Genomic DNA, 15,228 nt, shown 5'->3' with positions numbered 1-15,228 from the left:
AATTTTTATATTGTTTATCTATAATAAGGGTTAATAAAAGGTCTTAGAAAGAAGGGGTTAAATGATACAATTAGAACAATTAAAGTATGAACTAGGGCTATTAGAAGTGCCTATAAAAGAATTGAGGGTTTCTCTTTGACGTAGATACTTTAAAATCTGAAGTAGAAGAACTAGACCAAAAATCAATGGCAACTGACTTTTGGGATGACCCACAGGAAGCACAAACAGTTTTGCAAAGAACAAAACAGCTAAAAGATAAGATGAAAAGATTCATCGACGCTTGTGAAAAATATGAAGAATTAGATTTATTGATCGACATGGGTATAGAAGAAAATGATTTGTCTGTAGGAAAGGAAATCGCAAACGATCTTGAAAATCTTAAAGAGGAAATAGATACACTAAGAGTGGAGACATTACTATCAGGGGAATATGATAAGAAGAATGCGATCATTTCTATTCATGCAGGAGCAGGGGGCTTAGATGCACAGGATTGGGCAGAAATGATTCTTCGTATGTACACAAGATGGGCTGAAAAGAAAGGCTATCGAATCAAAACATTAGATATCTTACCAGATACAGCAGCAGGGATAAAAAATGTAACCTTACTTATTGAAGGTGAAAATGCCTATGGATATTTAAAAAGTGAAAAAGGGGTACATCGGATTGTAAGAATTTCACCTTTTGATCCATCTGGAAAAAGACATACCTCGTTTGCATCCTTAGATGTCATGCCCGAATTAGATGAAGATATGGCCATTGATTTAAATCCAAATGATTTAAGAATAGATACGTATCGTGCGAGTGGTGCAGGTGGACAGCATGTAAATAAAACAGATTCAGCCATTCGGATTACACATATTCCTACTGGGATTGTTGTACAATGCCAAAATGAGCGTTCACAACATCATAACCGTGAAACAGCGATGAAAATGCTTATGGCAAAATTGATCGAATTAAAAGAGCGAGAGCATAAGGAAAGAGTCGAAGATCTAAAGGGTGATTATAGTCAAATTGCATGGGGGAGTCAGATACGTTCCTATGTTTTCCATCCTTATAATATGGTAAAAGATCATAGGACCTATGCTGAAATTGGAAATATCCAAGCAGTGATGGATGGGGAAATTGATTTGTTTATAAATGAATATTTAAAAAAAGCATAAAAAATGAAGCGCGTGAAAAATATTCACGCTTTTTGTTTATCTTTGTAGGGGGATTTGTCAATCAATTTTTTCCCGGGAAATATTCGACGGCAAGATAGAAGATTGGGCAATAAAATTTGTCAATGAAAAGAAAGAATAAGACAATAGAGAAGAAAAGATCGTAAAATATATTGATGAAGAACATGATATTTTAATAAAATTGCATATAGGAGGAATTTGATGAAAATAGCAAATCAGTTGGCAAAAGAATTTAATATTAAAAATAATCAGGTGGAACAAACAATAAAGTTAATCGATGAAGGTAGTACGATCCCGTTTATTGCTAGGTATCGAAAGGAAATGACAGGAGGATTAAGTGACGAAATTTTAAGAGACTTAAATGACCGACTTACATACTTGAGAAATTTAGAAGCAAGAAAAGAAGAAATTATACGACTTATCGATGAACAGGGTCAATTAACGGATGAATTAAAAAAAGAAATTCTAGAAGCTACGGTACTTCAAAAATTAGAAGACTTATACAGACCTTTTAGACCCAAAAGAAGGACAAGGGCTACTATCGCAAAAGAAAAAGGACTTGAACCATTGGCGCAAATAATTTTAAAGGAAAATGTGGTAAAAGGGACAATTGATGAATTAGCAGCACCATTTATCAATGAATCATTAGAAGTGGGTACAGTGGAAGATGCAATAAATGGCGCAAAAGATATTATTGCAGAAATTATATCAGATAATCCTTTATATAGAGAAAAAATTAGAGATTTAAATTTTAGAAAAGGGATTATTTGTTCAGATGTTTCAAATGAAGATGAAAAAAAGGTCTATGAAATGTATTATGAATTTAGTGAAGGGGTTAACCGAATTGCAAATCATAGAATTTTAGCCCTGAATCGAGGCGAAAAAGAAAAGGTACTAAAAGTGAAATTATTAAGTCCGGATGAAGAAATCGTAAAGGATTTAAAAAATAAAATAATAAACAATCTGAAAGCCATTACAACAGATATATTAGAGGAATCCATAGAAGATGCGTATAAAAGATTGATCGCACCCTCTATTGAAAGAGAAATAAGAAATAGTCTTACAGAACGAGCTGAAGAGGAAGCGATCAAGGTATTTGGGAAAAATACAAAGCCTTTATTGTTGGTGGCGCCTGTTAAAAATGTGAAAGTATTGGCTATTGATCCAAGTTACAGAACCGGATGTAAAATTGCTGTATTAGATGAAACGGGTAAACTACTAGAGTATACTACTATTTATCCGAATGCACCTCACAATAAGGTAGAAGCATCAAAAGAGGTTATGAAAAGTCTCATCGTGAAGCATAATATTGATATTATACCTATTGGTAATGGTACAGCATCGAGAGAAACAGAATTAATTGTTGCAGAAATGTTAAAAGAAATGGAACAAACGGTTTATTATACAATCGTTAGTGAAGCTGGGGCATCTGTTTACTCTGCGTCAAAACTAGGAACAGAAGAATACCCTGATGTGGATGTATCTATTAGAGGGGCTATTTCCATAGGGAGAAGACTACAAGACCCTTTGGCAGAGCTCGTAAAAATTGATCCCAAAAGCATAGGTGTTGGGCAATATCAACATGATTTAAATCAAAGTAAATTAGGAGAGACACTTAAAAATGTTGTTGAAGATTGTGTAAATAGTGTAGGGGTTGATTTAAATACAGCTTCTCCATCACTGCTTGCATATGTATCAGGGATTTCATCAGCTATCGCAAAAAATATTGTGAAATATAGGGAAGAAAATGGGAAATTTAAAAACAGAAAACAGTTAAAAAAGATCAAGCGTTTAGGGGATAAAGCCTACGAGCAATGTGCAGGTTTCTTAAGAATATCTGATGGAGATAATCCTTTAGATAATACAGCTGTACATCCAGAATCTTATGCGATAACAATGGGTTTAATAGAAAAACTAGGATATACAAAGAAGGATATTGAAGAAGGGAAACTTAGAAATATAGAAGGAAACATAAGCAAATTAGCACAAGAATTAGAAGTTGGATTGCCAACGTTACAAGATATTATGGAAGAAATCAAAAAACCTGGTAGAGACCCAAGGGAAGAAATGCCTAAACCGCTATTTAGAAATGATGTTTTAAAAATGGAAGATCTAAAGTTAGATATGATCATGACAGGGACAGTTAGAAATGTCGTTGACTTTGGCGCTTTTGTTGATATTGGCGTGAAACAGGAGGGATTAGTACATATCTCACAGCTGAGTGATCGATTTGTAAAAAATCCAATGGATGTTGTCTCAGTTGGCGATGAAGTAAAGGTGAAAATTATTGGATTGGATCTAGAAAGAGGAAAAGTATCTCTGAGTATGAAGGATATATAAGGGATAAGATAATATTTAGGATACCTTTAAATCAAGAGTATAGATCTTTCAGCTATATAAAAAGAGGGGAGAAAGTTATGGGAATAACAACAATTCTATTTGATTTAGATGGCACACTATTAGATACAAATGAGTTGATTATTCAGTCCTTTCAGCATACCTATAATAAGCATTTGGATAAAGAATTTCCAAGAGAAAAAATTATTCAGACCTTTGGAGAGATTCTGAAAATAACCTTAGATCGAGAGTGCATTGGGTGTAGTGAAGAAGCGATAAAGACGTATAGAGATTTTCAAAACTTAAATTTTAAAAATTTCATTACTATGCATACAGGTGTAAAGGAAGGATTAGTATTTCTTCATAAAAAGGGATATAAACTAGGGGTTGTAACCTCAAGATTGAACGAATCCGCTAGACGTGGACTAAAACTTTTTGATCTAGAGAAGTATTTTGGAACGATTGTTGGTGCGAATGATACAGACAAGCATAAGCCAGATGCTGAGCCTGTCATTTTGGCACTAAAAACATTAAATAGCAAACCACAAGAGACTATGATGGTTGGAGATAGCCCATACGATATATTATGTGCAAAAAATGCAGGAATACTTTCGGTAGCAGTAGGATGGAGTGCATTACCAAGAGCTATGTATATGGAACATGATCCAGATTATGTAGTGGAGCGTATGGAAGAATTAATAACAATCATAGAGAAAGCAAATGAAACATAAATATAGTAGCTTTTAACAAAAGGGAATATTTTCATAAAAAAAAATAGATAAATGATCGATGCAGAATATAAAATATGTTGATTAGTGACCAAGAAATAAGCACTTACTTCCAAAAGCAAGTGCTTATTTTTGTTGAAAAAACTAAGAATTTGATAGTTTAATAGATAAAAAGGATCTAGCTAAAAACCTATACTTAGAAGGGGATATAAAAGTGATCGTATTTACAGTATAATGAACTTATAGTAATTTTTCAAAATTTCTTATAGGGAGTGATTTTTATAATTTTAAATATGATATTAGGACTTGCAAATAAATTTGGGAATTTATTCGTTTTTGCATTTATATTATCAAGATTAAAATCTTTTCGAAAATTAGTTGCAAAAAAACCAGTAAAAATATCAGATAAATTAGGTTTATCCTTTGTATTCGGTATTTTTGGAATTATAGGAACTTATTTTAGTATAGAATTTGAAGGTGCACTGGTAAATACAAGGATTATCGGCGTTGCAACGGGGGGCCTTTTGGGAGGACCGTTCGTTGGACTATTAGCAGGATTGATTGCAGGGGTTCATCGTGGGATGATTAATATTGGAGGATTTACAACCATTGCTTGTGGTATATCTACAGTGTTTGAAGGACTTATGGCGGGATTTATGGGGAAACTCATACAAAACAAAAAGAAGAAGTGGATGTATGCAGCGCTTACAGGAGTGATCGCGGAAAGTATGAGGAAAATTTCTGTTCTTCTTTTTTCAAGGCCCTTTGAAGATGCAGTTATGCTTGTAAAAGCCATTTGGATTCCTATGGTTGTCATTAACTCTTTAGGGCTTGCACTCCTTTTTGTAATTATAGATAATATATTTAGTGAAGAAGAAAAAATGGGTGCACAACAAGCGCAATTGACACTAAACATTGCAGATAAAACTTTGCCTTTTATAAAAAAAGGACTTGGGGCTAAAGAAATTCAAAAGGTAGCAGAAATTGTGTGTGATATGACAGAATATAATGCAGTAAGTTTTACAGACCGAGAAAAGATTGTGGCACACGCTGGAGTTGGGACAGTGCGACATGAGATAGGAAAACCCATTGTAACAGATATTACAAATAAAGTGCTAAAAACCGGAGAACCTGTCATTTTAGAACGTTGTACTGAGATAAGGTGTGAATATAAGGATAAAAATTGTCCCCTTGAGTCGGTGGTCATGTTTCCTTTAAAGGAAAACGAGGAAGTGATTGGAACTTTTAAACTATATAAGGGTATCCCTAATGCCATTACATCTATTGATGTGGAGTTATCAAGTGGACTGGCAAAACTATTTTCTACCCAATTGACTATAGGAAAATTAGAGCATCGTTCAAAATTGTTGGCAACGGCAGAATTAAAAGCATTACAGGCGCAGATTAATCCGCATTTTTTATTTAATTCTCTGACAGTGATTGGATCACTTTGTAGAATCAATCCTAAAAAAGCAAGAAGTCTGATCACGCATCTTAGTAATACCTTCAGAAAAAATTTGAATATGAACAAAGAACTTGTAGAATTAGAAGAGGAACTCAATCATGTAAGATCCTATGTAGAAATAGAAAAAGCTAGATTTGAAGATAAATTAGAGGTGATTTACGAAATAGAGAAAAATATAAATTGTATGCTTCCACCACTAACCCTGCAACCCCTTGTAGAAAATGCGATAAAACATGGCTTGCTTCCAAAGAAGAATGGTGGAATGGTAAAAATTATTGGGATCAAACAAAAAAACGAAGTAATCATTCATATTGAAGATGATGGTGTAGGGATAAAAGAAGAAAAACTTGTAAGATTAATGGGTGAGGATAATATACACAAAGATTCTCTCGGTATAAACAATGTAAATGAAAGATTAAAGGGCATGTTTGGAGAACTGTATGGCTTACAAATTGATAGTAAAATAGGAGAAGGAACTTCGATACTTTTAAGAATCCCTATTATAACCCATATCGAGGAGCGTGGTCAAAGTGCTTAAGGTTTTCATTGTGGATGATGAAAAATATATTCGAGATGAGTTGAAATATTTTTTAGGAAAACGTGATCATATTCAAATTGTTGGTGAAACAGGAGACGGGCAAGAAGTAATGGAATTAGTAGAAGCATTAGAGCCTAATCTTGTGTTTTTGGATATTCAGCTTCAGAATATGAATGGGTTGCTTTTAGCACGAAAAATATTGGATCTGAAGAATCCGCCTTATGTGATATTGGCAACAGCTTACAATGAATATGCCATCCAAGGGTTTGAAATTAATGTGGCAGATTATATGGTAAAGCCTTTTTCAGAGGACCGACTAAAGCTTGCAATTGATAGAATTGATAAGCAAAAAAATAATGGACATAAAGAAACGATAGAAACGCAAGAAATGGATTTTCACAAGTTATGTGTATCTCAAAATAATCGTTTTATTCTTATAGATATAGGAGAGATTTTATATATAGAATCAACCAATCAGGGGATAAGCGTTTATGCAAGGGATGAAGTGTATGGTTGCAATTATTCGTTGAAAGAATTAGAAGAAAGATTTAAAAAGAAAAGATTTATTCGCACCCATAAAAGTTATATCGTAAATATTGACTTTATCGATGAGATCATTCCTTGGTTTAACTATACTTTTAAAGTGAAGATCAAAGGGAAACCAGATATAGAAATACCTGTAAGTAGAAATTATCTAAAGAAGTTTAAAAGAATCGTAGGCATGTGAAGTAGGATGAGCATGAATGCATGTTATTTGAAAATAGTGCAACAAAATGTAAATGGATTTTAATCTATTCCAAATCATCATATAATTTAGTTAAAAGATATGATGAGGGGGAACGTTATCATGAAAAGAAAATTATCTATACTTTTAGCACTTATGTTAGTACTGAGTGTTTTTGCTGTAGGATGTTCAAATTCTTCAGAGCAAGCTGCATCAGAAGATAAACCTGCAGAGAAAGCGTTTGTTACAATTGCTACAGGTGGAAGTTCAGGCGCATACTTTGCGCTAGGCGGAACCATATCAAACTTACTGAATGAGAAAGTTGAAAATGTGAATGCATCTGTACAATCAACAGGAGCATCAGCAGTAAATGCAACCCTTGTGGGGCAGAAAAAAGCAGACCTTGCTTTCGCTATGAATGATGTTGTTAGCTATGCTTATACTGGAACAGAAGTATTTAAAGAGAAAGGCAAAGTTGAAAATTTAAGAGGCGTAGCATCATTATATCCTAATTTTGTACAGGTGGTTACATTAAAAGATAAAAACATTAACGAGATTACAGATTTAAAAGGAAAAAAAGTAGGTGTAGGCGCTCCTGGTAGTGGTACAGAAGTAAATGCGCGTCAAATTTTAGCAGCACATGGTATTACTTATGATGATATTGAAGAAGATTTCTTATCCTATGCAGAGGGGATTGAACAATTAAAGAATGGTGCAATTGATGCGGCATTTTTAACATCAGGAATTCCAAATGCAGCCATTATGGATATCGTAACAACAAAGGATGTAAAAATTGTTCCAATTAGAAAAGAAGCAGTAGAAAAATTGGCAAAAGATTTTCCTTTCTATTCATCAGAATTTATTCCAGCAGGAATGTATGATGATCAGGAAGATGTACAAACAGCAGCAGTAACGACTATACTGATCACAAATAAAGATACTAGTGAAGATTTAGTTTATAATATGACAAAGACAATCTTTGAAAACTTAGATGCACTTGGAAATACCCATGCATCAGGAAAGCAAATCAGTTTAGATAAAGCAAGAGTAGGAATGCCTATTCCACTACATCCAGGAGCAGAAAAATACTTTGCAGAGCAAGGAAAATAAGACAAAATACAAAGAGAGGGCATTATAAATGCCCTTTTCTAGATCAGACAAAAAGGAGAGGTGATAAAATGTCAAACCAGCAAGAACAAGGATTAGGTCATGAAGCATTATTAGAAAAGTATGATACAGAATCTCGGTTTAGAAAATTTGACAGAAATAGTATTCCTGGAATGATTGTATTTATCATGTGTATTGGATTATCCATATTTCATCTGTATACAGCGTGGGACGGACCATTGGTTACTTTGATGCATAGAGCGGTGCATACAACGGTTGTGATGGCTTTGGTATTTATTTTATACCCTTTTAGTGGAAAATCTTCCAAGAAAAAACCAGCCATTTACGATTGGATTTTTTCAATGCTGTCATTGTCTTTAGGGATATATATTGTTATGAATTATAATGGAATTGTTATGCGAGCAGGAATGCCAAGCAGTACGGATGTTACTTTTGGATTTATGGCAATTCTATTGGTATTAGAAGCAGGAAGAAGAATCACTGGAAATGAGATCGCAATTTTAGCCATATTATTTTTGATTTATGCTTATATAGGACCAAAACTACCCAATCTTATTGCCCATAGAGGATATGGACTAAAAGATATTGCTGAATATATGTATTTAACGACAGAAGGTATTTTTGGTATTGCTATAGGGGTATCTTCAACGTATATATTCTTATTTGTACTATTTGGCGCATTTTTATCTAAGTCAGGGATGGGACAATTTTTTAATGACTTGGCAATGGCGATTGCAGGACAGGGAAAAGGTGGACCTGCAAAGGTAGCAGTAATTTCTAGTGGTTTACTTGGATCTATCAATGGAAGTGCCGTTGCAAATGTTGTAACAACAGGAGCTTTTACCATTCCACTGATGAAAAAGATTGGATATGAGCCTGAATTTGCAGGAGCAGTAGAAGCAACAGCATCTTGTGGTGGACAGATTTTACCACCCGTTATGGGTGCAACAGCATTTATTATGGCAGAGTATTTAGGGATGAAATACATTCATATTGCAGCGGCTGCAGTAATTCCAGCACTACTTTATTATCTTGGCGTGATTGTAATGATTCACTTAAGAGCTTCTAAAAATGGGCTAACAGGAATTCCAAAAGAAGAGTTACCAAAGGTCTGGGATGTATTAAAAGAAAGAGGACATTTATTACTTCCGCTTATTATTCTTTTATATTTATTAATTAAAGGATTTACACCGATTTATGCTGCGTTTTATTCTATACTCTCAACAATTGTTGCAAGTTCATTAAAGAAAGATACAAGAATGAGTTTTAAAGATATGGTTGATGCACTAGAAGAGGGCGCGCGTACTGCATTAGGTGTTGCTATGTCTTGTGCGATTGTAGGATTGATCATTGGGGTTGCTACACTTACTGGATTTGGATTAAAACTTGCAGGTGCAATTTTATTCCTAGGAAAAGGAAATTTATTTATTACATTAATCCTTACGATGATCGCGTGTATTGTTTTAGGAATGGGATTGCCTTCTATTCCAGCATATATTATTACAGCAACGATGGCAGCACCAGCACTTGCGGAAATGGGTGTGCCACATCATGTATCACATATGTTCGTATTCTACTTTGGAATGCTTGCAAATTTAACGCCACCTGTTGCATTAGCAGCCTTTGCAGGAGCAGGTATTGCAGGAGGGAACCCAGCGAAAACAGGTTTTCAGGCAGTAAAATTAGCGTCAGCAGGATTTATTGTTCCGTATATCTTTGTATATTCACCCGCACTGTTATTAATTAACACAACACCTATAGGAATAACGATTGCAACGATTACAGCAATTGTTGGGGTTGTTGCATTAGGGGTAGCGGTAGAAGGCTATTTATTTAGCCGTGTAAATGTGATCTATAGAATCATTATGTTTGCTTCAGCCATTTTACTGATGAAGCCTGGAACAACAACAGATATTATCGGGATTGCATTGTTTTTAGTAATTTTCTTTATTCAAAAGATGAGTGGGAAAAAAAGTGATTTGATTGCCGCATAGAAAATAGCTGTTTCCTTTGGAAACAGCTATTTTTAGGTCATAGGAAAAATTTACACAAAATAGAAACTGTATATTCATAGAACGTGGAAGAATGATTATAAATTGAATACTCAACTTGTCGATTTATATAAAATCATATGTTTTTGTAGTATAGATAAGAAAGAAGTGAAATTTTCTTTGTATATATTTTAATAGGGTTATCATTTGGAACCATATTATAAAGTTTTAAAGTCTTGTTCTTAAAATAGAAGGTATGTTTTGCAAAGTTTGATATACCATAAGTAAGGTTGGGCATATCTTTATCGATATTCAAAAAATAAATCCATCCATTCTTGATGACAGTTTTTTTCCCAGCAGCATCAGGAACGCCTGCACCAAATGCTTTGAATCTTGTAGAATCTAGGATGATATTGCAATCATCATCAATAGAAAAGATCTCTTCCCAAGGGGCTAATTCTACAGAGTGCATCCAATGTATGGTGAATTGGTCATTAGGGGAAACTTTATGCACAAATATTATTTTAGAAGCTTTTAGATCTTCTAAGATTAATATAGGAATAGGAATAGTATTCAGTATGAAAAAAGCTAAAAGAAGAAAAATGATTAAAAATTTACTGCGCCTATTCATAGAAAATCCCTCCAGTTGATATAGAGTAATGTTCTATAAAGTAAGAGAATAATCCTTTAAAAATTTAGAGGAATTATGGAAAATATGGTGAATATGAATAAGTTAAAGGGAGAGTATACATGGATCGATGGAAAGATTGTTTTTCAAAGGAAATAGTAGAGAGTAAAAAGGGGAAATGTGAATGGATATAATGCCTATAAAAATAGTAATACTTGGTGCGATCCCAGAAGCTATCTTAATGGTATGGGCAGGGTTATTATTAATGAGAGTAAAGCCGCAGCTTAGGCAAGTAATTATTATAGGAATTCTGCAAGGCGTTACTACTTATTTCATAAGGCAATATGTAGATTTTGGTGTACATACATTTGCAATATTATGCACTTTGATTGTCTATACTTGTTTGATTATGAAAGTCAAATGGATTGTTGGGAGCATCGCTATTTTAGTATCATGCATTATCGTTACGTTAATTGAAGGATCATTGTTTATATTTATTGATGTGAATCTAATACATCTATTGTCTAAGAATGGGATGAGATTATTATTTTTATTGCCTCACGAAGGGGTATTAGCGTTTATTGTGTACATAGGACATAAAAAAGATATATCCTTATTGAATGAATTTACTTGGCTAAAGAAAATTACCCAGTAACACTTGAAAGAGAATTCTTGTAAAAAAGAATTCTGTTTTTGATTGTATGATTCTTTGCCCTTGCAGCATTTTTTTTAAAAATATATAATGATGGTATGATTTTTATAAAAAGAGGTGAAAACAATGGAGATGATCAGTAATAGTGAACGAAAAACTTATGATTTAGGATATAAACTAGGAACACTACTTAAAGCTTCAGATGTTGTATGCTTAACAGGCGATTTAGGCGCGGGAAAAACGGCTATTTCAAAGGCAATTGCAAAAGGACTAGAGGTTGGTGAATGTGTGACAAGCCCTACTTTTACCATTATTCATGAGTATGAGGGACGTGTGCCACTATACCATTTTGATGTATATCGAATAGGTGAAATAGAAGAAATGGAAGACTTAGGATATGAAGAATATTTTTATGGGGAAGGTGTATGTTTGATTGAATGGGCATCGCAAATAAGAGAATTAATTCCAAAAGCACATTTATGGATTCATATAAAAAAGATAGATGAAAATACGAGAAAAATAGAAATTACTGGAACAAACCATCATTTTGAAGGAATCATAGAGGAGCTGAAGAAAATATGAAGATTCTAGCATTAGATACTTCATCTATTGTTGCTACAGTGGCAGTGATGGATGAAGGTAAATTAATTGGAGAGTATACGATCCATCACAAGAGAACACATTCTCAAAAGCTAATGCCAATGATTGAAGAACTTTTAAAGAACTGTGAATTAACAATGCAGGATATTGATGTGGTTGCAGTAGCAGAGGGACCAGGTTCTTTTACAGGACTGCGTATTGGGGTAGCTACTGCAAAAGGACTTGCGCATGCTGTAAATATTCCTGTTGTAGGCATATCTACACTCGATGCATTAGCAATGAATAGTGCTTTTTCCCATGGCATCATATGTCCTATTTTAGATGCTAAAAGGAGTCAAGTATATGCAGGTGTATATAAATGGGATCATGAAAATTTACATATCATAGAAGAACCTATGGCAATATCCATAGAAAATCTAGTAGAAAAATTATCAGAAAGACCTGAAAATGTTCTGTTTTTAGGAGATGGCATAGAGAATAATAAAGATTATTTAATAGAAAAACTAAAGAAACGTGCAGTATTTGCACCGAATAGTGTGAAAATGCCAAGGGCTTCTTCTGTTGCGCAGATTGGATTACAAAAGGCAAAAAATAAAAAACTACAAAATTATTATGAATTAACCCCAACCTATTTAAGAAAATCGGAAGCTGAAAGACAATATGAAGAAAAAATGAAAAGGTGTGGGGAATGTGAAGACTAGATCAATGGATGTAGAAGATATTGAAGCAGTTTGTCAGATAGAAAAATTATGCTTTCCTATTCCTTGGAGTTATGATGCTTTTTTAGCGGAGATTGAACAAAATAAATTTGCGAGATATATGGTCTTAGAATTAGATGGAAGTGTCATAGGCTATGGGGGAATGTGGAATATATTGGATGAAGGACATATTACAAACATTGCCATACATCCAGAGGCAAGCGGATATGGATATGGAAATATGCTTGTTAAAGGGTTAATTGAAATGGCGCAAAAGGAAGACATAAATAGAATTACTTTGGAAGTAAGAGTGTCTAATAAGATTGCCCAAAATTTATACAAGAAATATGGATTTAAAGATTGTGGTATTCGGCCTAAATATTATGAGGACAATGGCGAAGATGCCATGATCATGTGGAGAGAATAATCTCAAAAAATGAAATTTAATGAGATTAAAGGAAAATTTAAGTAAATTGTAAAGAAATTGTAAGGAAATTGTAAGGAAAAATTTATCAGAATTTGATAAAATGTACTAAAGTGAATAATGGAAATGTTTATAGGGCATGCATATGTATGCCCTATATATATGAGAAAGGGGATTTATCATGTCAAAGGGGAAGAAAAAGAAGATACTGATTATCGTACTGATTATTGTAGGGATTGCTTTAGTAGGGGTAGGAACGGTTATAGCGAATAAAAAGGAACAGAATTCTGATATAGGTGTTCAAACTACAGAAATACAAAAGAAAGATATTGAATCACACATACAAGCAACAGGTCAAATTTTATCGATGGATAAGAGAGAGGTTGTTTCTGATGTAGAGGAAAAGATTGAAAAGGTATTCGTTGAAAAAGGAGATCAGGTTGAGAAAGACCAAGTTTTGATGGAATTAGAACAGACAAATATTTTCTACAAAATTAAAGAAGCACAAGCGAGACTAGAGATTCAAAAAAATACATTACAACAGTTAAAGACAGATTTAGAGATCGAATTAAACAATGCACAAATAAAGGTTGATGATGCACTAGATACATATGAAAGAAATAAGCAGCTTTATGAAGCTTCGGCACTAAGCAAAAAAGAATTAGATGAATCAAAAAATAATTTAGACCAAATGAATAATGATTATATAAAAGCAAAGAAAAAATTAGGAGATGGAGAAAATACTGGACAAATTAGTAAGCAGCAAAAGCAAGTAGCGCTTGCTCAATTAGAGGTTGAAAAATTAAATGATGATTTAAAAAAACATACGATCAAGAGCCCTATTACAGGAACCGTTGTAGATACCAAGATTGCAGAAAGTGGGATTGTGGAGACCTTTGTGCCTTTAATGTTTATACAGGATGTAGAGCATTTAGAAATCGTTACAGAGATTAATGAATATGATGCAAGTAAAATAAAATTAGGAGATCCTGTAAAGATTACGGGGGATGCTTTTGAAGGAAAGAATTATGAAGGCGTAGTAAAATATATTGGTTCATTTGCACAAACAGTTGAAACAGGACAGGGAAAAGAGAATGTTGTAGAGATAAAGGTTGAGATACAAGATATAGATAAAAGCTTAAAGCCAGGGTTTTCAGCAAAGATAGATGTATTAACACAGCGTAAAGAAAATGTTTTTGTATTGCCTTATGAAACTATATTTACAAGAAAAAATAGAGAAAAAGTTATTTTTACTGTAAAGAATGGAAAAGTGCAAGAACATAAGATTCAATTAGGGATAGAAAGTGATCTTGAAGTGGAAGTAATAGGGAAAGACCTTAAAGAAAAGGATCATGTGATTATGAATCCTACAGAAAGTATTAAAGATGGTGATAAAGTCAGTGAAAAGGTGATGTAGTATGATAAAAATAGAAAATTTAAAGAAAATTTATAAAAATGGAAGTATTTCTGTAGAGGCATTAAAAGGGGCCACTATAGAAGTTAAGCCGAAAGAATTTGTATCGATTATGGGACCATCTGGATCAGGAAAATCTACAATGATGAATATATTAGGATGTTTAGATAAGCCAAGTGAAGGAAAATATGAATTGGGTGGAGAAAAGATTGAGGAATTAAGTGATGGAGAACTTGCAGTTATTCGGAATAAAAAAATAGGATTTGTTTTTCAATCCTTTAATCTATTACCACGTATTTCCACACTAAAAAATGTAGAACTTCCTATGATTTATGCAGGGGTTCCTCCTAAGGAAAGACATAAAAGAGCCATAGAAGCTTTAGAAAGAGTAGGGCTAGGAGACAGAATAGATCACAAATCAAACGAATTATCAGGAGGACAAAGACAAAGAGTTGCCATTGCAAGATCACTTGTTAATAATCCTGATATTATTTTGGCTGATGAGCCTACTGGAAATTTGGATACGAAATCTGGAGATGAAATTATGGCTATATTTCAGCAGTTGAATAATGAAGGCGCGACCATTGTCATGGTAACTCATGAACCAGAAATAGCTGCGCATACTAAAAGGATCATAACTTTCAGAGATGGAGAAGTGGTAGAAGATAAATTGGTAGAAAATCAGATTATACTTGGGGTTAGTACTGTGAAGGAATAGAGGTG

Annotated in this window: 14 protein-coding genes; 13 read left to right on the top strand and 1 reads right to left on the bottom strand. The window is 33.6% G+C overall.

Features of this window, described 5'->3' with window-relative positions; genetic code table 11:
• The first annotated feature begins 61 nt into the window (after window positions 1–61).
• From prfB to EV214_RS07620, 7 genes are all read left to right on the top strand, one after another.
• A protein-coding gene (gene prfB, locus EV214_RS07650) for a peptide chain release factor 2 (protein WP_132244390.1) occupies window positions 62–1,160 on the top strand; the annotation gives its coding sequence in 2 pieces (ribosomal slippage) (window positions 62–136 and window positions 138–1,160; 1,098 coding nt in all).
• A gap of 219 nt (window positions 1,161–1,379) precedes the next feature.
• On the top strand, window positions 1,380–3,518 hold the full coding sequence (locus tag EV214_RS07645; RefSeq protein WP_132244388.1) for a Tex family protein: 2,139 nt from the start codon (window positions 1,380–1,382) through the stop codon (window positions 3,516–3,518).
• 77 nt (window positions 3,519–3,595) lie between these two features.
• Window positions 3,596–4,246 (top strand): pyrophosphatase PpaX, encoded by a 651-nt coding sequence (gene ppaX / locus EV214_RS07640; protein ID WP_132244386.1) that lies wholly within the window; start codon window positions 3,596–3,598, stop codon window positions 4,244–4,246.
• Window positions 4,247–4,515: 269 nt separating this feature from the next.
• Window positions 4,516–6,246 carry a sensor histidine kinase gene (locus EV214_RS07635; RefSeq protein WP_207669651.1) on the top strand — a complete coding sequence of 577 codons (1,731 nt, stop codon included), beginning with the start codon at window positions 4,516–4,518 and terminating at the stop codon, window positions 6,244–6,246.
• Window positions 6,239–6,973 carry a LytR/AlgR family response regulator transcription factor gene (locus EV214_RS07630; RefSeq protein ID WP_132244384.1) on the top strand — a complete coding sequence of 245 codons (735 nt, stop codon included), beginning with the start codon at window positions 6,239–6,241 and terminating at the stop codon, window positions 6,971–6,973. Before EV214_RS07635 ends, EV214_RS07630 begins: the two co-directional genes overlap by 8 nt.
• Window positions 6,974–7,093: 120 nt before the next feature.
• Window positions 7,094–8,080: a TAXI family TRAP transporter solute-binding subunit gene (locus EV214_RS07625; protein ID WP_132244382.1), complete on the top strand. Its 987-nt coding sequence runs from the start codon at window positions 7,094–7,096 to the stop codon at window positions 8,078–8,080.
• Window positions 8,081–8,148: 68 nt separating this feature from the next.
• Window positions 8,149–10,092, top strand: a complete 1,944-nt coding sequence (locus EV214_RS07620; RefSeq protein ID WP_132244380.1) for a TRAP transporter permease — start codon at window positions 8,149–8,151, stop codon at window positions 10,090–10,092.
• Between the two features lie 133 nt (window positions 10,093–10,225).
• On the opposite strand, the gene EV214_RS07615 is transcribed toward EV214_RS07620, so the two are convergent.
• Window positions 10,226–10,720, bottom strand: a complete 495-nt coding sequence (locus EV214_RS07615) for a DUF1850 domain-containing protein (protein WP_132244378.1) — start codon at window positions 10,718–10,720, stop codon at window positions 10,226–10,228.
• A gap of 181 nt (window positions 10,721–10,901) precedes the next feature.
• On the opposite strand from EV214_RS07615, the gene EV214_RS07610 reads away from it, so the two are divergent.
• The 6 genes from EV214_RS07610 to EV214_RS07585 all read left to right on the top strand — a co-directional run bounded on the left by EV214_RS07610 (window position 10,902) and on the right by EV214_RS07585 (window position 15,223).
• The gene (locus EV214_RS07610) at window positions 10,902–11,372 is read left to right on the top strand and encodes a hypothetical protein (protein ID WP_132244376.1); all 471 of its coding nucleotides are present in this window, start codon (window positions 10,902–10,904) and stop codon (window positions 11,370–11,372) included.
• Window positions 11,373–11,495: 123 nt separating this feature from the next.
• The gene (tsaE, locus tag EV214_RS07605; protein WP_132244374.1) at window positions 11,496–11,951 is read left to right on the top strand and encodes a tRNA (adenosine(37)-N6)-threonylcarbamoyltransferase complex ATPase subunit type 1 TsaE; all 456 of its coding nucleotides are present in this window, start codon (window positions 11,496–11,498) and stop codon (window positions 11,949–11,951) included.
• A complete protein-coding gene (gene tsaB / locus EV214_RS07600) occupies window positions 11,948–12,670 on the top strand; it encodes a tRNA (adenosine(37)-N6)-threonylcarbamoyltransferase complex dimerization subunit type 1 TsaB (protein ID WP_132244372.1) in 723 nt (240 codons plus the stop codon). Before tsaE ends, tsaB begins: the two co-directional genes overlap by 4 nt.
• Window positions 12,660–13,094 (top strand): ribosomal protein S18-alanine N-acetyltransferase, encoded by a 435-nt coding sequence (gene rimI / locus EV214_RS07595; RefSeq protein ID WP_330571276.1) that lies wholly within the window; start codon window positions 12,660–12,662, stop codon window positions 13,092–13,094. The genes tsaB and rimI overlap by 11 nt, the downstream gene beginning before the upstream one ends.
• Before the next feature lie 178 nt (window positions 13,095–13,272).
• Entirely contained in the window at window positions 13,273–14,508 is a 1,236-nt protein-coding gene (locus EV214_RS07590; RefSeq protein WP_132244370.1) for an efflux RND transporter periplasmic adaptor subunit, read from the top strand.
• 1 nt (window position 14,509) lies between these two features.
• Window positions 14,510–15,223 carry an ABC transporter ATP-binding protein gene (locus EV214_RS07585; protein WP_132244368.1) on the top strand — a complete coding sequence of 238 codons (714 nt, stop codon included), beginning with the start codon at window positions 14,510–14,512 and terminating at the stop codon, window positions 15,221–15,223.
• The last annotated feature ends 5 nt before the right edge of the window (window positions 15,224–15,228 follow it).

This window comes from Marinisporobacter balticus, from assembly GCF_004345705.1.
GTDB lineage: Bacteria > Bacillota > Clostridia > Peptostreptococcales > Thermotaleaceae > Marinisporobacter > Marinisporobacter balticus.
The sequence above is the reverse complement of the archived record's forward strand: the minus strand, read 5'-3'. Positions and strand labels throughout refer to the sequence as shown.